Origin of the sequence: Amylolactobacillus amylophilus DSM 20533 = JCM 1125, from assembly GCF_001936335.1 — a bacterium.
In the GTDB taxonomy this organism is placed as follows: domain Bacteria; phylum Bacillota; class Bacilli; order Lactobacillales; family Lactobacillaceae; genus Amylolactobacillus; species Amylolactobacillus amylophilus.
On the sequence record NZ_CP018888.1, the window covers coordinates 1,366,072 to 1,386,145 of the forward strand.

At 42.5% G+C, this 20,074-nt stretch carries 22 protein-coding genes and 2 tRNA genes; 19 read left to right on the forward strand and 5 right to left on the reverse strand.

What is annotated here, in order from left to right; all coding sequences use genetic code 11:
• From rfbB to LA20533_RS07230, 14 genes are all read left to right on the forward strand, one after another.
• Entirely contained in the window at positions 1-1,029 is a 1,029-nt protein-coding gene (gene rfbB, locus LA20533_RS07165; RefSeq protein WP_054746417.1) for a dTDP-glucose 4,6-dehydratase, read from the forward strand.
• A 21-nt stretch (positions 1,030-1,050) separates the two neighbouring features.
• The gene (gene rfbD / locus LA20533_RS07170; protein WP_054746416.1) at positions 1,051-1,890 is read left to right on the forward strand and encodes a dTDP-4-dehydrorhamnose reductase; all 840 of its coding nucleotides are present in this window, start codon (positions 1,051-1,053) and stop codon (positions 1,888-1,890) included.
• Between the two features lie 49 nt (positions 1,891-1,939).
• Positions 1,940-3,556 carry a hypothetical protein gene (locus LA20533_RS07175; protein ID WP_141322549.1) on the forward strand — a complete coding sequence of 539 codons (1,617 nt, stop codon included), beginning with the start codon at positions 1,940-1,942 and terminating at the stop codon, positions 3,554-3,556.
• A 133-nt stretch (positions 3,557-3,689) separates the two neighbouring features.
• Positions 3,690-4,223 carry a hypothetical protein gene (locus LA20533_RS07180; protein WP_056946023.1) on the forward strand — a complete coding sequence of 178 codons (534 nt, stop codon included), beginning with the start codon at positions 3,690-3,692 and terminating at the stop codon, positions 4,221-4,223.
• A 110-nt stretch (positions 4,224-4,333) separates the two neighbouring features.
• Positions 4,334-5,485 (forward strand): ImmA/IrrE family metallo-endopeptidase, encoded by a 1,152-nt coding sequence (locus LA20533_RS07185; protein WP_054746412.1) that lies wholly within the window; start codon positions 4,334-4,336, stop codon positions 5,483-5,485.
• A 4-nt stretch (positions 5,486-5,489) separates the two neighbouring features.
• The gene (locus LA20533_RS07190) at positions 5,490-5,990 is read left to right on the forward strand and encodes a DUF4411 family protein (protein ID WP_056946024.1); all 501 of its coding nucleotides are present in this window, start codon (positions 5,490-5,492) and stop codon (positions 5,988-5,990) included.
• Positions 5,991-6,335: 345 nt separating this feature from the next.
• Positions 6,336-7,307 carry a mannose/fructose/sorbose PTS transporter subunit IIA gene (locus tag LA20533_RS07195; protein ID WP_054746410.1) on the forward strand — a complete coding sequence of 324 codons (972 nt, stop codon included), beginning with the start codon at positions 6,336-6,338 and terminating at the stop codon, positions 7,305-7,307.
• A gap of 32 nt (positions 7,308-7,339) precedes the next feature.
• Positions 7,340-8,149 carry a PTS mannose/fructose/sorbose transporter subunit IIC gene (locus LA20533_RS07200; protein ID WP_056946025.1) on the forward strand — a complete coding sequence of 270 codons (810 nt, stop codon included), beginning with the start codon at positions 7,340-7,342 and terminating at the stop codon, positions 8,147-8,149.
• A gap of 18 nt (positions 8,150-8,167) precedes the next feature.
• Entirely contained in the window at positions 8,168-9,085 is a 918-nt protein-coding gene (locus LA20533_RS07205) for a PTS system mannose/fructose/sorbose family transporter subunit IID (protein WP_056946026.1), read from the forward strand.
• A gap of 88 nt (positions 9,086-9,173) precedes the next feature.
• Positions 9,174-9,554, forward strand: a complete 381-nt coding sequence (locus tag LA20533_RS07210) for a DUF956 family protein (RefSeq protein ID WP_056946027.1) — start codon at positions 9,174-9,176, stop codon at positions 9,552-9,554.
• Positions 9,555-10,009: 455 nt separating this feature from the next.
• The gene (locus LA20533_RS07215; protein WP_056946028.1) at positions 10,010-11,350 is read left to right on the forward strand and encodes a glucose-6-phosphate isomerase; all 1,341 of its coding nucleotides are present in this window, start codon (positions 10,010-10,012) and stop codon (positions 11,348-11,350) included.
• Between the two features lie 30 nt (positions 11,351-11,380).
• The gene (locus LA20533_RS07220; protein WP_054745292.1) at positions 11,381-11,617 is read left to right on the forward strand and encodes a hypothetical protein; all 237 of its coding nucleotides are present in this window, start codon (positions 11,381-11,383) and stop codon (positions 11,615-11,617) included.
• A gap of 83 nt (positions 11,618-11,700) precedes the next feature.
• Positions 11,701-12,195, forward strand: a complete 495-nt coding sequence (locus tag LA20533_RS07225; protein ID WP_054745290.1) for a hypothetical protein — start codon at positions 11,701-11,703, stop codon at positions 12,193-12,195.
• An 86-nt stretch (positions 12,196-12,281) separates the two neighbouring features.
• Entirely contained in the window at positions 12,282-12,938 is a 657-nt protein-coding gene (locus LA20533_RS07230) for a histidine phosphatase family protein (RefSeq protein ID WP_056946029.1), read from the forward strand.
• A 520-nt stretch (positions 12,939-13,458) separates the two neighbouring features.
• Here the strand turns inward: LA20533_RS07230 and LA20533_RS08615 are convergent.
• Positions 13,459-13,782, reverse strand: coding sequence for an SHOCT domain-containing protein (locus LA20533_RS08615; protein ID WP_054745284.1), 324 nt, complete (start codon positions 13,780-13,782; stop codon positions 13,459-13,461).
• A 105-nt stretch (positions 13,783-13,887) separates the two neighbouring features.
• Here LA20533_RS08615 and LA20533_RS07240 point away from each other — a divergent pair, with 105 nt between their 5' ends.
• Entirely contained in the window at positions 13,888-14,901 is a 1,014-nt protein-coding gene (locus LA20533_RS07240; protein ID WP_056946031.1) for an inorganic phosphate transporter, read from the forward strand.
• Between the two features lie 10 nt (positions 14,902-14,911).
• Positions 14,912-15,535, forward strand: a complete 624-nt coding sequence (locus LA20533_RS07245; protein WP_056946032.1) for a DUF47 domain-containing protein — start codon at positions 14,912-14,914, stop codon at positions 15,533-15,535.
• Positions 15,536-15,628: 93 nt separating this feature from the next.
• Here the strand turns inward: LA20533_RS07245 and LA20533_RS07250 are convergent.
• The 3 genes from LA20533_RS07250 to LA20533_RS07260 form a co-directional block, all read right to left on the reverse strand.
• Positions 15,629-15,701, reverse strand: a tRNA-Gln gene (locus tag LA20533_RS07250).
• Positions 15,702-15,707: 6 nt separating this feature from the next.
• Positions 15,708-15,779: transfer RNA gene (locus tag LA20533_RS07255), tRNA-Glu, on the reverse strand.
• 51 nt (positions 15,780-15,830) lie between these two features.
• Positions 15,831-16,157, reverse strand: a complete 327-nt coding sequence (locus LA20533_RS07260) for a hypothetical protein (RefSeq protein ID WP_054745282.1) — start codon at positions 16,155-16,157, stop codon at positions 15,831-15,833.
• A 169-nt stretch (positions 16,158-16,326) separates the two neighbouring features.
• On the opposite strand from LA20533_RS07260, the gene LA20533_RS07265 reads away from it, so the two are divergent.
• The 3 genes from LA20533_RS07265 (at position 16,327) to LA20533_RS07275 (ending at position 18,238) form a co-directional block, all read left to right on the forward strand.
• Positions 16,327-16,971, forward strand: a complete 645-nt coding sequence (locus LA20533_RS07265; protein ID WP_054745280.1) for a TetR/AcrR family transcriptional regulator — start codon at positions 16,327-16,329, stop codon at positions 16,969-16,971.
• The gene (locus LA20533_RS07270) at positions 16,968-17,153 is read left to right on the forward strand and encodes a hypothetical protein (protein WP_054745278.1); all 186 of its coding nucleotides are present in this window, start codon (positions 16,968-16,970) and stop codon (positions 17,151-17,153) included. The genes LA20533_RS07265 and LA20533_RS07270 overlap by 4 nt, the downstream gene beginning before the upstream one ends.
• Before the next feature lie 71 nt (positions 17,154-17,224).
• Positions 17,225-18,238: a serine hydrolase domain-containing protein gene (locus tag LA20533_RS07275; RefSeq protein ID WP_056946033.1), complete on the forward strand. Its 1,014-nt coding sequence runs from the start codon at positions 17,225-17,227 to the stop codon at positions 18,236-18,238.
• Positions 18,239-18,576: 338 nt separating this feature from the next.
• On the opposite strand, the gene LA20533_RS07280 is transcribed toward LA20533_RS07275, so the two are convergent.
• Positions 18,577-19,935, reverse strand: a complete 1,359-nt coding sequence (locus LA20533_RS07280; RefSeq protein WP_056946034.1) for a Mur ligase family protein — start codon at positions 19,933-19,935, stop codon at positions 18,577-18,579.
• Positions 19,936-20,074 lie beyond the last annotated feature (139 nt).

Consider the following 20,074-nt stretch of genomic DNA (forward strand, 5'->3'; position numbering starts at 1 on the left):
ATGAAGAATATTATTGTTACTGGTGGAGCAGGCTTTATTGGTAGTAACTTTGTTCACTATGTTGTAAACAATCATCCAGAAGTTCATGTGACAGTTTTAGATAAATTAACATACGCAGGTAATCGCGCTAACCTTGCTGGTCTTCCAGAAGATAGAGTAGAACTTGTTGTGGGTGATATCTGTGATGCCGACCTGGTAGATAAACTTGTAAGTAAGGCAGATGCAGTTGTTCATTATGCCGCAGAAAGCCACAATGACAATTCACTTGTTGATCCATCACCATTTATCCAGACGAATATCGTTGGTACTTATACCTTACTTGAAGCTTGTCGTAAGTACGATGTACGTTATCATCACGTTTCAACTGATGAAGTGTATGGAGATCTTCCACTTAGAGAGGACTTACCTGGTCACGGTGAAGGTGAAGGGGAGAAGTTTACTCCTGAATCACGTTATAACCCAAGCAGCCCATACTCATCATCTAAAGCTAGCTCTGATTTGTTAGTACGTGCATGGGGACGTTCTTTCGGACTTAGAGCGACTATTTCAAACTGCTCTAATAACTATGGTCCTTATCAACATATCGAGAAGTTTATTCCACGCCAAGTAACCAATATTTTAAGTGGTATTCGTCCTAAGTTGTATGGTGACGGTAAAAACGTGCGCGATTGGATTCATACCAACGATCACTCTAGTGCTGTTTGGCTTATTCTTACTGAAGGTAAGATTGGTGAGACATATCTTATCGGAGCTGATGGCGAGAAGAATAACAAAGAAGTACTTGAAGCAATTCTTGTGGCAATGGGTCAACCTAAAGATGCTTTTGACCAAGTTAAAGATCGTCCGGGGCACGACTTACGGTATGCAATTGACTCAACCAAACTTCGCACTGAACTTGGTTGGAAACCTGAATTTACCGATTTCGAAACAGGATTACAACACACAATCGATTGGTACACTCAACACGAAGACTGGTGGCAGGACGAGAAAGCTGCAGTTGAGGCTAAGTACGCTAAGAACGGACAATAAGATACAAGGGATGGCCTATTAATGGAAATATTGATTACTGGCGCTAATGGCCAGCTTGGAACGGAACTGAGACATCTACTCGATGAACGTAATGTAGGATACACGTCTGCGGGTTCAAAGGAGTTAGATATTACAGATGCTACTGCAGTTAATGAGTTTTTCGCGGCAAACGAGCCAAAGATTGTTTACCATTGTGCTGCTTACACTGCTGTTGATGCGGCGGAGGAAGAGCCTGGTAAAACACTCGACGAGAAGGTTAACGTTGATGGCACAATAAACATTGCCAAGGCTGCAGAATCTGTTGGAGCAACTCTTGTTTACATCAGTACTGATTATGTTTTTGATGGTACTCGCTCAGAATTGTACTCAGTGGATGACACACCTAATCCTAGAAATGAATATGGTCGTACGAAGTATGAAGGTGAGTTAGCAGTACAAAAGTATGTCTCAAAATACTACATTATTCGAACATCATGGGTGTTCGGAGAATATGGTAAAAATTTCGTTTACACCATGCTTAATCTCGCTAAGACACATGATTATCTGACAGTTGTGAATGATCAAATTGGTCGCCCCACATGGACAAGAACTCTGGCTGAGTTTATGACCCACGTTGTCGATAAGCATTCAGACTATGGTGTTTATCAGCTTTCAAATGATGATTCATGTAGTTGGTATGAATTTGCGAAGGAAATCCTGAAGGATACCAACGTTGAGATAGCGCCTGTTACCTCAGAGGAGTACCCACAGAAGGCTTATCGCCCAAGACACTCCATCATGGATTTAAGCAAAGCAAAGGCAACAGGTTTTGAGATAATCAGCTGGCAAGAGGCTTTGGAAAAGTTTAAAAAGAAGATATAGAGATAAAAACACACTAGAGGATAGTGTGTTTTTTAGTAAGGTTAGGATTATGAAGAACAAAGTTTATATGTGGTTTGGTAAGTATCGAAATTTGAAGAATAATTTTTTAAAATTGTTGATCAGAGTTAAAAATAAAACAAATCATTTTGCTAAGCTAAATCCCAAATGCTTATGGTGTATTTGCATACTATTATTGTGTTTTGTGACTGTGCGGTTTTATAAAATACTTAATCTGCTTATTAGTGAGTACGTCTCTTTCAGTGGTATGGGTATATTTGCAGGTTTGATATTGGCTATGTTGTTTCCGGTAGTTACAGCAGTTTATGAATCGGTTAATGACGATGAATTTAATCGTACAATTATTGGTATTAAACTGTTTAACATACAATTTCTTTATACCGGTCTACTGATTATTGGTTTACCATTCATATTTTGGAAGATTACTATAGCTAGATTGTTCTTATTCACTTTATATTTAGTAGGATGCTGCTACTTTTTAAATATCATAATTCGTGCGTATAAATGGAACAATGATTGGGATGAAAATCCAAACGATGGAATAAGAACCATTTGGCGTGATGAAGTATTGGAAATGTCAAAATTAAGTTCAACCAAAAGAATTGTACTTTGGCAAAGTTACCTTTTTGAAATCGTCAGGAAGGAACTTAATCAATTGAGTAGAGTTTGGCTTCAACATTTTGATTCACTTTATAAAGATGAAAAGATCGATAGATACCAGGTATCTGACATCACCATTGGATTCTGGAATAAGAATAGAAATAAGTTGCAATTTCGTTTCGAATACGACTTCATATCAATGGCTATTCAAATATATCTTTACGACTTGAACTCAACCGGGATTAACAAAAGTGGTTCAATTTGGCTAAAATTTTTGAAGGAAGAATATGGAAATTTTTCAAATAAGCAATTTTTGTTAGATGATTATTCTCGAGCATTAGTTGATCAAATAAAAAATTCTCCTCAACAAAAAGGGCTAGAGGAGATAACTGGTATATTATTCAAATTGTTGTATAGGCATTATTCAGATAATATCGGTTTTGTTTATTTTCCAAACAACTGGAAAATATCATCTGAAACCCTCCTCAATAATTCTAGAGATGGTTTTGTACAAAGAGTGTTTCTTCAAAATTTTTTTGAAAAGACTTATATTACGCTAGTTCGTGATGACAAAAATCAATCACAGGTTCTTGCTAGTCTAAATTACTTATCATTTGAAATTTTTAGAGGAATAGATTCCATTTATTTCGGATATTTGTTTGAAATATTCATGTGTGTTTATAACTATGAAGTAAGTACTAATAAAGAAATACTTGATTTGTTGATGAAACGTAGAATTTTTGGTGTCAGTCAGTTTGATGATGGGGTAATGAAGCCGATTTCTGAAAGACAATTAAAAACTAATATGATAAACAATCGTATATTGAGAAGAGAGGAAAGCTTTAAAATCATTAATCTATATATTAATGACCAGAATTTATTTTCAGATAGACCAGAAAAGACTAGTAAATTAATACAATTACTAGAAAAGCTGAATCTTGAGCAGATTGATGATGAAAATGAGAAGGAATTCATCCGACAGAGACGGGATGATTGGCTTAAGATACTCAATTTATCGTTTGAGACTACTGAAAAGATTAAAAAGTAAGCTTAGACTATTATCCTATATAATTCGAAAAGTTATATCCATCTACATAAATAACGTTATAATTACATTGTAATTTAATTATTACGTTTTTTTAAAAGTAGTCAAGTATATATCGAATAGGAGAGTGAGTAATATGTGGGACTTTTTAGGTAATTTGTTGGGAGCCTTACTAGGAACGGGACTTGCGTTCTACTTAGGTACTATTTCAGAGAAGAAATCAAGAAACAATCAACAAAAGGAGAAGTTAAAACGATTAAAGAATGAAATAAGTAGAAGTATTTATGTAATGAGTGATACCGACTTAAGTCCGGCTCATTTTATTGTTAATGCTCCAAAAATAGGAATATTAGTGAAGGATATGCAGTCAAAATTCAATGAAATTGAATCTTCCAATAATACTTTTGCAGATGAACTAATTATTTCTAATTTTTCCTTCGAAGGCCAACAGGAATCATGGCTCGAATTTAGAAATCAATATATTTCTAAATTTATGAGTTCTTGTGAAAAATACTTTAATTCTGTCAACAGATCTAAGTCAATTAAAGATCCTGTGGAGTCGAAAAAAATCGTAGATGAATCGGCAACTGCACTGTGTGGTGCAAAAAAAAATCTAAATAAGAAACTTGATAAATATCTGGAATCTTTGAAATTTATTGATAATTTATAAACAAAATTTTTAAAATTAGCATATTTCGCGTGTTCTGAATATATTGATAGTAATCAGCCTTTGCGAAGCATATACTTACCTTAATTAGGAATGGTAGGAGGTGAATAATCATGGCAGAGACATATAGAGTCCCAGTTAATTGGGATGTTGTTAAATGGGCAATCGAAAATGGTGAGAAGAGCTACACGGAGTTGAAAAACAAGTTCAGGTTAGATTCTTGGATGTCGCCGAAGTCTGATCGTGATTATCCAACCTTCAAACAGTTGCAGGAATTTAGCAAAGATACTAGAACTCCATTTAGCTACCTTTTTAAAGATAAAGTTCCAGTCGAGGAACATGAATTTGTCAAATACCGTACAATTGATAATTCATCTGTAAAGCCTAGTCGTAAACTCATTGATACAATCTATGCAATGCAAATTAGACAAACTTGGATGAAAGACTATCTTCAAAGTGAAACGCTCACTGCGTCTTTTAAATACTTACATTTTATTAAGCTGGGTACAGATCCAGAAGAGGTAGCAGATAAGATAACCAAGATTTTAGGTTTACCAGAGGGTAAGAAACGATACTCATTGGATTCTGGGCGATACTTTAATTTGCTACGAAATAGTATCAGCAAACTTGATATTATGGTAATGCAGAATGGCATAGTAGGATTAAATACCCACAGAGTGTTAGAGGTTGAGGAATTCAGAGCATTTGCACTGATTGATGATACAGTACCATTGATATTCCTAAATGGCGCGGACAGCAAGACAGCTAAGATATTTAGTCTAATACACGAACTTGTGCATGTGTTACTGGGAGAAAATGAAGTACTCAATGTCGGACTCGATGTTGATATCGCTCAAGAACGTTGGATTAATTCTGTGACTGCAAATATCTTACTACCTAGAAAAGAATTTTTGGCAAGTCTGAATGACGAGGAATCTGCCGAGGATAATCTTGTAGGACTTTCTAGAAAATTTAATACTAGCCTTTTAGCAACTGCAATTAGAGCAAGAGAACTTCATATTTATGGAGATTCGTTGATTGGTTGGGCAAAGGAACTACAAGAAAATAATATGGTAATCAAAAATAAACCTAAAAGAGGAAATTTCTACAATAATGTAGCATCCAAAGTGGATCCGTACTTTGCAAATGCTGTAATCAGTGAAGAATCTAGTGGACGATTGGGATTGAGTGAGGCAGCAGAGTTGATTGGGACATCACTAAAAACGTATAAGCTGACTGCGGATAAAATTTTAGGATTGGAGTAATCGGATGGAATATTTACTAGATTCAAATTCCCTTTTTGATGCTCATGAGAAATGGTATCAACCACAAGTATTTAATTCACTATGGGATTTTATTGGCAGTAAAGACTGTATTAAGATGGGACAGTTTGTATTTGAAGAGGTTCAGTATCCTGAAGATTTAGTTAACTGGACTAAGAATTCGTTTAAAACAAGATTACTTATACCCGATGCTTCAGTTGTCAATGAATACAACAAAGTAATGGATTGGATAAAACAGAGTGGCTATTGGGCTACAAGCGGGATTGCTGAATGGGAGATAGTCGAAAAAGCAGATCCTTGGCTAATTGCTACTGCAATGGCGAAAAACCTCACAATAGTTACTTTGGATGGGATAGGTAGATCTTTGTTGCCACAAGTTGGTATGAAGGTGAAAAAAGAACCGAAGATAGTTGCAGTAGCTCAGCATTTTAACGTGAAGACAATTGCAATATATGATCTTCTTGAGGTATTACACTATTCCGCATAGGTTAACCATCCACTTTCCTTGATCCACATCAATTACTAACCACGAGCACCCCATAATCCACCAATAATTAACGTTCTCGTCCGCGATGAGGACGTTATTTTTATATAATACTCCATATTATACTTAATATACTAATTATTTATCTAACCAGACCAATACCGAAGATAAGCGCTTACATCACTAGTTAATTAATCATTATTTATTATAACAATTAAACGTTATTAAAAAACGAAGTTATACTTGCTTTTATAAGCCGCACTTTTAATTGCACATCGCAAAAAACTAAATTATAATGGGGTAGACGCAGAGTGAAAGCGTACACAGTTTATAAAAGGAGGAGAAAAAATGGTCGGAATCATTTTAGCGAGCCACGGTGAGTTTGCCAAAGGCATCTTGCAGTCTGGCTCCATGATTTTCGGTGAACAGGAAAAAGTACAAGCCGTTACTTTTATGCCTAATGAAGGCCCTGATGATCTGAAAGCACACCTCGAAGCGGCTATTGCTAGCTTTGAACCGGATGATGAAGTACTTTTTCTCGTGGATTTATGGGGTGGATCTCCATTCAACCAAAGTAATGGGATCTTTGAACAACACAAGGATAAGATGGCCATCGTGACCGGATTAAACTTGCCAATGCTGATTGAAACATATTCAGCGAGAATGACGATGAACACAGCGAAGGAGATTGCTGCTCACGTCACAGTGGAGGGTAGAAACGGTGTGAAGGTTAAGCCTGAAGACCTCGAGCCTAAGGCTGCAGCACCTGCTGCTACCAAGAAGGCCGCTACCGGTGGTAAGCCTGGTAAGATGAGTTATGCACTTGCCAGAATTGACTCACGTCTCTTGCATGGACAAGTTGCCACAACTTGGACTAAAACGACTGGTGCAACACGGATTATCGTTGTTTCAGATGCCGTTGCTAAGGACGAGTTAAGAAAGAACTTGATCAAGCAGGCTGCTCCAATGGGTGTAACAGCGCACGTTGTGCCTATGGCACAAATGCTGAAACTTGCACAAGATGACAAACACTTCGGTGGCGAACGTGTTCTGCTCTTGTTCGAGAACCCAGAGGATGCATTGACTGCAATCGAGGGTGGCGTGGACTTGAAGTCCGTTAACGTTGGTTCGATGGCGCACTCAGTTGGTAAAGTTCAACCAAACACAGTGCTTGCTTTTGACCAAACAGACGTTGACACATTCCGCAAGATGGAAGAGATGGGTGTCAAGCTTGATGTCAGAAAGGTGCCAAGTGATTCAGCCGCTAATATGGATGATATCTTGAAGAAGGCACAAGCTGAACTCGACAAGCAAAAATAATTTGTCAGGAGACAATTGGAGGATAAATAATTATGGATTTAAACGCAATTCAAATTATCTTAGTCATTCTCGTTGCGTTTCTTGCTGGTATGGAAGGTATTCTTGATGAATTCCACTTCCACCAACCAGTAATTGCGTGTACGTTAATCGGCTTAGTAACAGGTCAATTAATCCCTTGTTTAATCTTGGGTGGTAGCTTACAAATGATCGCTCTTGGCTGGGCAAACATTGGTGCTGCCGTTGCTCCCGATGCTGCTTTAGCATCAGTTGCATCTGCTATTATCTTGGTCCTTGGTGGTCAAGGTGAGAAGGGTGTCCAAACTGCTATTGGTATCGCTATTCCTTTGGCTGTTGCTGGACTATTACTTACTACTATCGTCCGTACTTTAACCACTGGTGTTGTGCACATCATGGATAAGGCTGCTGAAGAAGGTAGTTTCCGGAAAATCGAAATTTGGCAATTAATCGCGATTGCTATGCAAGGTATCCGTATTGCTATTCCTGCAGGTTTGATTCTTGCAATCGGTGCTGGCCCTGTTAGCTCAGCATTGAACGCAATGCCTGCATGGTTGACTGACGGTCTTGCCGTTGGTGGTGGTATGGTTGTTGCCGTAGGTTACGCAATGGTTATCAACATGATGGCTAACCGTGAAGTATGGCCATTCTTTATCATTGGTTTCGCTTTAGCAACAGTTACAGATCTTACTCTTATCGCTCTTGGTGCAATCGGTGTGTCTCTTGCCTTGATTTACTTGGCATTGCAAGGCAGAGGCGGTTCATCAGACAACAGCGCAGCTGCTAACACAGGTGACCCAGTTGGCGATATCATAGACAATTACTAGGATGAAAGGAGAATAACAATGGCTGATAACAAAAGAATTACTTTAACCAAAAAAGACAGAATTTCAGTTTGGTTGCGTTCGAATTTCATTCAAGGTTCTTGGAACTATGAAAGAATGCAAAACGGTGGTTGGGCATACTCAATGATCCCAGCACTTAAAAAGCTGTACAAGACTAAAGAAGACCGTGCCGCTGCTTTGAAGCGTCACCTTGAGTTCTTCAATACTCACCCATACTTAGCATCACCTATCATCGGTGTTACACTTGCCCTTGAAGAAGATCGTGCTAATGGTGCACCTATCGATGATGTTACTATCCAAGGTGTTAAGGTTGGTATGATGGGACCTCTTGCTGGTATTGGTGATCCCGTATTCTGGTTCACTGTAAAGCCAATCATTGGTGCTCTTGCAGCAACAATGGCTATGAGTGGTAACATCTTAGGACCTATCTTGTACTTCGTTCTTTGGAACGTTATTCGTTTAGGTTTCATGTGGTACACACAAGAATTTGGCTACAAAGCCGGTTCACGTATCTCAGAAGATTTATCTGGTAACTTACTCCAAAACGTTACTAAGGGAGCTTCAATCCTTGGTATGTTTATCCTTGGTTCACTGGTTAACCGTTGGGTTTCAGTTAACTTCACTCCAGTTATCTCAACTTCGCCTTTGGCAAAGGGAGCTTACATCGAGTGGGATAAACTTCCAAAGGGTGCAGCTGGTATTAAACAAGCCTTAGAGCAACAAGCTGCAGGCCTTTCACTCGGTTCAGATAAAGTTACAACCTTGCAAGAAAACTTGAACTCATTGATTCCAGGTTTCGCAGGATTACTTTTAACTTTATTCTGCATGTGGTTACTGAAGAAGAATGTTTCACCTATCGTGATCATTCTTGGACTATTCGTAGTCGGTATCGTTCTTCACGTATTGCACGTAATGTAATTCTAGATTAATCAACAACTTGAAGATTGCCTTTTGGTGCGATAACATTAGCACGTAGGCAATCTTCTTTTTTTGAAAAGGATAGACAATGGTTCAATCAATAAACACCAAAGTAGATTTAGTTGAAAAGGCGACATCCCATACGGCAATTGCTGAATATGGCAAGATTATGATTGGTGATAAGGGATTCGAGTTCTTCAACGATAAGAACGTCCAGAAATACATTCAGATTCCGTGGGATGAAGTTGATCTAGTCATCGCTTCGATTCTGTTCAAGGGTAAATACATTCCTAGATACGCATTGAAGACGAAGAGTAGTGGTACATACAATTTCTCTTCAAAGGACCCAAAGAAAGTGCTGCGTGCAATTCGCGAGTACATTCCAGCAGACCGAATCGTTCGTTCACTCAGCTTCTTTCAGGTGCTGAAGCGCGGTTTGAAGAATATTTTCATGGGAAAAAGAAAGTAGTGACAAAAGATGGTTAGCTTCTGAGCACTTACGATGACACTAAAGCGTGGAACGCTTGAAGTGGCAAGTAAGGCGGAGGAAGTTATCTTTTGAAACACAGTTAAGAAAGTAGTGACAAAAGATGGTTAGCTTCTGAGCACTTACGATGACACTAAAGCGTGGAACGCTTGAAGTGGCAAGTAAGGCGGAGGAAGTTATCTTTTGAAACACAGTTAAGAAAGTAGTGGCAAAAGATGGTTAGCTTCTGAGCACTTACGATGACACTAAAGCGTGGAACGCTTGAAGTGGCAAGTAAGGCGGAGGAAGTTATCTTTTGAAACACAGTTAAGAAAGTAGTGGCAAAAGATGGTCAGGATCCACACTCTTAGCCGTTGATTAGTCACGTCCGTTTCTTGCATTTTGCCGGTAAAATGGTTAAAGTATACAATGTTAAAACAAATTTTCGGAGGAAAAAAATGACACATATTAAGTTTGACCAATCGAAATTAACCCCCTTCGTTCATGAGAACGAACTACCTGAGATGCAACAGCTTGTTACTGCGTCTGACCTTGCATTAAGAGAGGGGACAGGAGCTGGTAATGACTTCCGGGGCTTCATCGACCTCCCTGTTGATTATGACAAGGATGAATTTGCTCGGATCAAGGAAGCTGCGAAGAAGATTCAATCCGATTCTGATATCTTGGTTGGTATCGGTATTGGGGGCTCATACTTGGGTGCTCGTGCAGCAATCGACTTCCTGAATGGCGCATTCTACAACTTTGCGGCTGATCGGAAGCATCCACAAGTTATTTTTGCTGGTAACTCAATCTCTGGGTCATACCTCCATGACTTGATTGAACTGATTGGCGACCGCGACTTCAGCTTGAACATTATTTCTAAATCCGGTACAACGACAGAACCTTCAATCGCTTTCCGGATCCTGAAGGCTAAATTGGTTGAGAAGTACGGTAAGGAAGAAGCCAACAAGCGGATCTACGCTACGACTGATCGTGAGCGTGGTGCTTTGAAGACAGAAGCCGATGCAGAAGGTTATGAAGAGTTCGTTGTGCCTGACGATATCGGTGGTCGCTTCTCAGTACTCTCAGCTGTTGGTCTGTTGCCAATCGCCGTTGCCGGTGCCAACATTGATGAATTGATGCACGGTGCAGCCCAAGCACGCCTAGACTATGCTGACCCTGCATTAGAGAAGAACGAAGCATATCAATATGCGGCTCTAAGAAATATTTTGTACCGTAAGGGTTACACCACTGAGTTATTAGAAAACTACGAGCCAACATTGCAATACTTCGGCGAGTGGTGGAAACAACTGATGGGTGAATCAGAAGGTAAAGACCAAAAGGGAATTTACCCTTCAAGCGCAAACTTCTCAACCGACTTACACTCACTTGGACAATACATCCAAGAAGGGCGGCGGAACTTGATGGAGACCGTCATCAAGGTAGAAAATCCCCGTCATGATCTGACTGTGCCTGCTGAGGAAGAGAATCTTGATGGCTTAGCATTCCTTGAAGGTAAGACGATGAACTACGTGAACGAGCAAGCATACCAAGGCGTTGTGCTCGCCCATACCGACGGTGGTGTGCCTGTAATGACCGTCTCGATTCCTGACCTGTCAGAATTCACATTGGGTTACCTGATTTACTTCTTCGAAATTGCAGTCGGTATCTCAGGTTACCTGAACGGTATTAACCCATTCAACCAACCTGGTGTCGAGGCATATAAGAAGAATATGTTTGGTCTACTCGGTAAGCCTGGCTATGAAGATTTAACGAACGAATTGAAGAAACGCATTTAGTTTTTTGAAATTAGATTGTGAGGACTTTAATTGGAAAAAGTAGTAACTAAGGATCGCTATGACTATGAGGCCTGGTCTAATCAGGTATTAGACGGATTGGTTTTCGAGTATCGGTTAAGTGAGGTCGAGGCAATAAGCGTCCTCAGCCATCAGAAAACACTAGTGAATAAGTTGTTCAATGAGTTTACGCAGAATCCGGAATTTTCATTCTCGGAGACACTCGATCGGCTCATGGACGATGATTTAGAAAATGACTGCTACAATTAAAGAGAAAGATGTGATAAAATTATCACATCTTTTTAATTTGCTTAAATTAGGAGAAATTCTGCAAGACTGAGGTCATAGTGCACATGAACAAACAATTCAAACGTCTGGTGGATGGTTTCCTAATCGCTCTGGTGGCAATACCAATTCTCCTGGTTATCGCATTAATCGTCGCGGCAGTCTTGTTGCTTGGTGGTACAACGGCGACCATTGCCGTGGGTGTTGTCTTATTGATTCTGCTCCTAGTTCCCGTCATCATCGTGGTGACACTTGTCGTGGTGTATTTCTATACCAGCAGGACACAGAAAATTAGGGTCAACACACCAGAGCAGAAGTATCACTTCGTCTTTCATGATGTGATTAAGATGCGGGACATGTTGAGGGTAATCTGGCAGTTTGTTAAAGAAGAGCGGCAAACGGGGAGTTCCTGGTCGCGGGCAATTCGCCGTGGTTACCTGCATTTCGTGAACACTGAGTTCAAGGATTACTTCGGTGAATTGATCAAGGTTAACTATGGACTCGATGCATATGATGCATTCATGGCTGCCCGGCTGTCTGATTTAGAAGTCAGCTTCAGTTAACGACAAACTATATTTTCTGGTATTTTTCATTTAATTGTGTAGAATAGAAAGAAAATATCTAGCTAAATTTAGTTTGGGGGATTTGTGTGAAGGAAATCGAAGTTTATTTCGTCCGCCACGGCGAGACTATGTATAATTTAATGCGGAAGATGCAGGGCTGGTCGGACACGCCGTTGACCGAACGGGGAATCCCGGTGCTTGAAGCGACTGCGCAAAAGCTTCAAAATACCCACTTTGACGCCGTTTATAGTTCAGACCTGAAACGGGCTGTGGATACAGCGAAGATCATGCTGACGGCAAATCATGCCACGGATACACAGATTATCGAGAGCAGGAATCTCCGTGAGGTTTTCTTTGGCTCGTTTGAGGGCGAGAATGAGGAGGAGACCTGGGAACGTGTCGGGGCCCCCTATGGTATTAAGACGATCGCTGAATTTCGGGATCATTATTCACCGGATTTCTTGCGTAATGCCACCAAAGAAGCCGATGTACGTCATTTGGCAGAGAATGCCCAGGAGGTCAAGGTGCGACTGCAGGCGGGCTTACAAGAGATTTATCAGGCCAGCGCGGACCACTCACGCATTCTCGTAGCGACCCATGGTGGCGTCATTAAGGACTTGGTTAGTAAGAATTCACCCGCTGGCTCGCCCTACCACACCCAGTTCCCGAAGAATGGTAGTGTTACTAAGACACGGCTAACGGGCCAAAACATCATTATTGATGATTATAATCTATTACCATAGGTAACAAAAAAGAGCCTTAATCATAAAGATTAAGACTTAACAAACTTTCCACGAAATCATCACAGACAGAGGATCTCACTCAGAACTCTGCCTTTTTTCGTGTCCAAAATATAACACGGCACCAGAGCTCGCTGTCAACTAAAGTATATTTATCAGACCAAGATGGTAAAGAACTATTTTTGCGTAGTTATATATGTGATGGCTAGTGGGACCACTCCAGCAACAGAAAGTAAAGGAGGCGGTGCCATGAGCAGAATGGGAAGTGAGAGAGTGAGAGTTGGATTCTTTCAACTTTTTGAAATTGTTGAAGACACTAGTTGATGGCCTAAAAGCCCTTGATTGGTTGATTAAACTAATCAAAAAAAGCCTTAATCATAAAGATTTAGACTTAACAGCTTTCCACGAAATCATCACAGGCAGAGAATCCCTCACGAATCTCTGCCTTTTTTCGTGTCCAAAGTATAACACGAGGCCAGAGTAAACTGTCAACTAAAATATATATTTCTTTACCCAGCATATTCTATTTTTGAAGTGTTTCTTTACGCTCCAAGTATTCGTCCTTTTTAATATGCCCCTCTGCATAGAGCTCATCAATAATATCCAGCGGCCTGTTTTGCAGGGAGCGCGGCTGTTTTCCGCGGGAGAATAACACGCCAAGCAGCACAATAATTAGGATAATGAAAGTAGCCAGCAACCACCAGGATGGGCCATTGCCAAAGGAATTCATCATGTGAGTTCCCCAGTAACCAAATCTGTTACCACACATTATTTCACCTTCTTTAACGGTATTATACACCCGGTAATGGCGAATGCCAATCAATTCAATTTGACGGTTGAATTGCATATTTTGAGTGCAAATTATTCAAAAATTTAACGAGACGGCGGGGGGAAAATAAGTTATGATAGCTACGGCAGTATTTTCTGACATTTTGAGTTAATAGGAGTAAATATGAATATCGCTTTAATTGTTACCATTGCGCTGGTGATGGGCGTCGTGTTCGTCAATGGTTGGACCGATGCACCGAATGCCATTGCTACCGCAGTTTCAACTCGCGTGTTGCGCCCGAATGTGGCGATTTGGATGGCTGTCGTCATGAACTTCTTGGGGGCGCTCGTGATGACCTTCTTCAACGCCAAGGTGGCCGAGACCATCAGCAACATCGTGAGTTTCGATGGGGCCGGTAACGCCAGTCAGGTTGCCCTGTCTGCCGCGCTATTTGCTATCGTGACCTGGGCGGTCGCTGCATGGTGGTTTGGCATTCCTACGAGTGAATCACACGCGCTCGTTGCTGGGCTCACCGGTGCCGCAATGGCTCTTGGTGGCTTGAACGCCGTCAATGTGGACGAATGGTGGAAGGTCATCATTGGCCTTATCGTCAGCACTATCCTAGGCTTTGGTGGTGGCTATTTGATTACTAAGCTCATCATCTGGATTTTCCAGGGAGTCAACCGGATCTTCGCCAACAAAATTTTTACTGGTGGGCAGGCGTTTGGCGCCGCAGCCATGGCGTTTCTCCACGGCGCCCAAGATGGGCAGAAGTTCATGGGTGTCTTCATGTTGACCCTCTTCTACAACGGCCTCGTCGAGAAGAGCGGTAACGGCTTTGCCATTCCCATCTGGGTTATGGTGCTCTGTTCCGTGACCATGGGAATCGGTACGAGCGTCGGCGGGATGCGCATCATTAAGTCCGTCGGCATGGATATGGTGAAGCTGCAGAAATATCAGGGTTTCTCAGCCGACGTGGCGGCAGCAATCACGCTGCTACTATCCTCAATCTTCGGTATTCCTGTGTCGACGACACACACTAAAACAACGGCAATCATGGGTGCTGGTGCAGCCAAGCGCCTCTCGAGTGTCGATCTCACCGTTGTGAAGAACATGGTACTCGCCTGGGTACTCACGTTCCCTGGGTGTGGGATTATCGCTTTTTTGATGGCAAAATTATTTATGGCAATTTTTTAGGAGGAACGAGATGGCAAGAAAGAAAGGCTATGACTACTTTGGTGCAATGGAACACCTGGCAAAGGACACGGTGCGTGCGAGCCAGATTCTACACGAGATCATTAACGAATATGACCTAGACACGCTCGCGCAAAAGAGCGAGGAGATTCACAACATCGAACGGGAGAGCGACGAGGTTGTGAAGGAGGTCATGAAGGAGCTCTACGTGTCGTTTATCACGCCACTTGACCGGGAGGATATCGTGCAGATTATCGACCGGCTCGATGACATCATGGACGGGATTAACGGTCTCACATATGAGTTCTACTATTTGAATGTCCAACAGATGGCGCCAAATGCGGTGCAATTCTTCGAATTAATTACTCAAGCAGTTGCGGCTGTGCAGGAGGCAATCAAGGAGTTCCCACACTTCAAGAGTTCAAAGACGCTAATGAGTAGAATTGAGGAGGCCAATAAGATTGAGTCGCGGGGGGATCACCTGTACACCGAGGATCTGGCCCAACTTTTCCGCACAGAGAAAGACCCAATCGATGTTGTACGCTGGAAGAAGATTTTCTTCAGCTTCGAGTCGGTGTTAGATAGCTGTGAGGATGCCGCCGACATTATCATGGGCCTAATCATTAAGAATAGTTAGCAAGTTGAAGAAGTCCATTCCCGGGCTTCTTTTTTTATGCAAAAAAATAACCCACACATGAAAGTGTGAGTTATTAAGCTGGTGTGACCCAAATTGGGATACTCGGGATCGAACCGAGACATTATGGATTCAGAGTCCACTGCCTTACCAATTTGGCGATATCCCAGTAAAATCACCCGTACGGGAATCGAACCCGTAACTCCACCTTGAGAGGGTGGCGTCTTAACCATTTGACCAACGGGCAAAAGTACAAGTAAGATTGTATAAAAGAATACGGTACTATGTCAAGGGGTATTTACTCAAAACTTAATTCAACTAATAATAAATCACGATTGGACACATCACTCGTCGTCACCCAGACGTCTTTATACGTGCTCTTCGACTGGGATGAGACCTTGTTGAAGAAGTAGATAAAGAGGTCCGCGTTGGCATTGACAAAGCTGCGGTCTAGGCGCTCAACGTGAAGGCGCATCACCGGAAAGAGGGTCACGTCGACATTGAAGTCGGCAAATTTCTTGCTGAACGCGAAGGTTAGCTGGTTGGCGTATTCCGTTGGTTCCTGAATGACCTTTGCGCTATTGTCCCTGATAAATTCCAGCACGGGTAAATATTTATTGTCCATGTTCTCACCACCAATCTCCTGTTGCTGTAATAATTATAGCGTTTCCAGCTTCTTTATGAAAGCCGTTTGCGGTGGAAAAAGCAGTATTTTTTCGTTGCATCAGTGTCTGAGAAGGGTATAATGACAAATTGTCATATGACAGATTGTCACAATATGGAAAGGAAAGCTCATGCCAACAAAAACTTTTTTCGGACTGGGAGAAGAGAAGCGGGAACGGATTGTCGCAGCTGCGACGGCGCAGTTCACGACCAAGAAATTCTCTGATATCTCAATTAATGAGCTCATCAAGCAGGCAGGGATCCCCCGTGGTAGTTTCTACCAATACTTCCTGAGTAAAGAGGATTTATTCTTCTACTTAGCTAAGGAGAAACAAAAGGAGCTGCTTCTTTTGTGGCAGAAGCAGTTACAGGAAGCTCACGGCGACCTGTTCTTGGCCTTTCAGACCTTCGCCAACAAGGAGATTGATTGGCAGATTAATGACGCGGACCAGATGTTCTTCCGGAACATGTTCGTTTTCATGGGCGACCACAAGGCGTCACAGTGGTTTGAAGGTGATAGCAAGCCACATAACCACCACCATTTCACCCACTTCGGGCTCGACCTTATTGACACCAGTAAACTACGTGTGAAGGATGAATCGGAGCTTGAGCTTTTATTCCAAATTATGATTGGCCTGTTAGTACAAATTGGCCGTTCAAAGCTCATCGACCAGGACAACCAGGTTGACCAACTGAATAAGAACTTCAGACTAAAGGTAGCCTCCCTCGTCCGGTGGCTGAAATACGGCGTTTTAAAGGAGGAGAGTAACAAGTGATCAAATTAAGTAAATCACGTTGGCCATTATTCAAGTCACTCCAGAAGAAGACGGATAATCTCAACCTGATTTTCCGTGAAGGTCTAACTGGCGTGCGGGTAATTCGTTCCTTGCTGGTCTTTACAATAGTCAATTTGCGGGTAACGCAGAAATCTAATTTATCTAAAACGTTATGGCTGTAAAAGCAGACCATAGCGTTTTTTAGTCCACTTAGGTAAATTATGCTATTCTATTTACAGAGGTTTAAAACTAGATGATTGAATATTTTGCCACACAGAATCTAATTGAAAAAATGGTGACGGCGCGGATTGTTCCGGGTGTGAACTACGCATTCATTAAGGGCCAACAGGTGTTCACATCAACCGTGGGTTTCTCGACCTGGGTACCGGAAAATGTCCAACTGAGTCCATTTGCCCAGTATGATTTAGCCAGCCTCACCAAGGTTCTCGGCACCACCACGGTCTTTCTTCAACTCTACGAGGAAGGACAACTCAACTTTTCTGAGCCGTTACAGCAGTTTATTCCGACGTTTAAGGACCACCGGGTACGGTTATCCCACCTGTTGACGCACACGTCTGGTATTCGTGGCTACATCGAACACCGAGATGAATTGAGCGCACGGGAATTAATTGAGGCCATTATCAACTTACCCGTGACAGACGAATTTGACGAGAAGGTGCGCTATTCAGACACAAATTTCATTCTGCTCGGGTTAGTACTCGAGGTAATCTTCGATAAGCCGGTCTGGCAGGTGATTACGGAGCAGGTGATTAGACCGATGCACTTGCAGGCTACCACATTTTACCCAGATAAAAAAAATAGTGTACCAACGACGATGCGAGAGGATGGTACGCTGATTCAGGGTGTGGTCCATGACCCGAAGGCACAGGTTTTGAAGGAGCATTGCGGCTCAGCGGGATTGTTTAGCGACCTGAACGACCTAGTGGTGATGGCACAGGGATACTTGGGCTTGAACCGGGATATTTTACCGCTGCACCAAGAGACCGTTGCTGAGTTGTTCAAGCCTAAAACGCGGCCAACGATGGATTTTCGCAGTTGGGGTTTCGACATGGTCTTTGATCCAATCGACCAACACGCGATTATCCTGCATACTGGCTATACCGGCACCTTGGTTGTCTTTGACAGGCTAATGCGGACCGGGATGATCCTGTTGACGAATCGGGTTCATCCAAGCGGTAACAATCAAATATTCATCACGGCGCGCCAGAAGATCATTGCGAGCTTCTTGGATGAAAATAAGCGTTAAAAAATGCAGCTTTCCAATTTGGAAAACTGCATTTTTACTTATCTTCAGCTGCGTGCGCTAGTACTCAAAAGCTAACCGTGGGTGTACACGCTCTGCTTTGAAACGCGTTAGCACCCACAACTTTTTCCGTCTAGCTTCTCAGCTCTCACACCACTGCGTGGCGTTTCAGCTGCGTGCGCTAGTACTCAAAAGCTAACCGTGGGTGTACACGCTCTGCTTTGAAACGCGTTAGCACCCACAACTTTTTCCGTCTAGCTTCTCAGCTCTCACACCACTGCGTGGCGTTTCAGCTGCGTGCGCTAGTACTCAAAAGCTAACCGTGGGTGTACACGCTCTGCTTATTCCATTCCGGCTGCAATCACCTTTTCATCAGCTAACTTCTTGCGTAAGGCGAGCATCGCCGTATACGTCGATAGGATGTAAACTTTCTTCGTTGGGGCCTTTTTCACAGTCTCTAAGACACTGTTAAGCGAGTCTGTCACCTGCATCTGCGCTGGGTCAAAACCAGCGACTTCCAGGCGCAAGGCCATATCGTGGAATCGTTCGCCCCCGACGATCACCTGCTTAATCTTTGTTCGCTCTAACAACTCGAAGTTGCCATCCCAGATCCAACTGGTATCGATGCCATCCGCATGTTGAGCGTTTAATAGGGCGACAAGGCTGAAGTCGTCCTCTTCCTCGTTTATCAGGTCGACGATTTCGTTCAGCCCAACTGGATTCTTCACCAAAATGAGGTTGATGTTGTGGCCATTATAAGTAATCAATTCCTGGCGTCCAAACAGACGTTGGCTGTTGCTGAGTGCCTGCATGATTTTGGCAGCGGGTACGTCGAACTCTCGCGCCACACTGTAGGCTGCAAGTGCATTATGGATATTATACTTACCACCGATCGGCATCGTAATTTCCTGGTGCTCAATCGCGAAGTTAATGGTATTTGGCGTGAGCTTGCCGATGTTTGTAACCTGGTGAGTTAACGCCGGCCGTTTGAAACCGCAGTTGACACAGAAGTAGTCCCCCAGGTTAGCGTAGCTGAGTGCGTGGTAGTGGAGGATATGGTTGCAGACGGGGCATAAGACACCATCCGTGTTGGTCGGGGCCTTGAAATCAGCTGCCTGGTCAGCATCCTTAGTCGAAACACCGTAGTAACAAATGCGGTTTGGTAGCTCGCGAGAACTGAAGATGCTGGCGTCACCGTTTGCAACCACCAGCGCATCAGGCGCGAGCTTAATCCCAGACACAATCTTGTCGTAGGTCGTATAAATCTCCCCGTAGCGGTCCATCTGGTCGCGGAAGAGGTTGGTCAACACGAAAGCCTTTGGTTGAACGATTGCCGTGATTAATGGCACGTTCGCTTCGTCAACCTCGAGTACGGCGATTCTTCTCTTCGTCGTCTTGACTTTTTTGTGGCTCAAGAACGCCGTTGTGATTCCTTGTACCATGTTCGAGCCCGAGGGGTTCGTTAAGACGTCATCATACTCCGTCCTTAGTGCTTCAACCAACAGACTAGTCGTCATCGTCTTCCCGTTCGTGCCCGTGACGATAATCAGTTCATAATCACGCGCCAAGTCGGCCAGGACGTTCTCGTCTATCTTCGTGGCCAAGACGCCGGGGTACGATGTGCCACCATTCCTGAATTTGTGGAGGTACCAGAAGGAACCTTTGCCCACCACTGTAGCAATTTTAGCTTTTATTGTCATGTTCTCTCATCCTTTATTACATCTGCATTTTAATATAACATAAGATTGTCTCAAAACGCCTAATTTGAAATTTTTTTGTATATTTTTTAGCTCCAAGACCTTATACTTAAAAACAGTGTATAAAAGGAATGGTGAATTG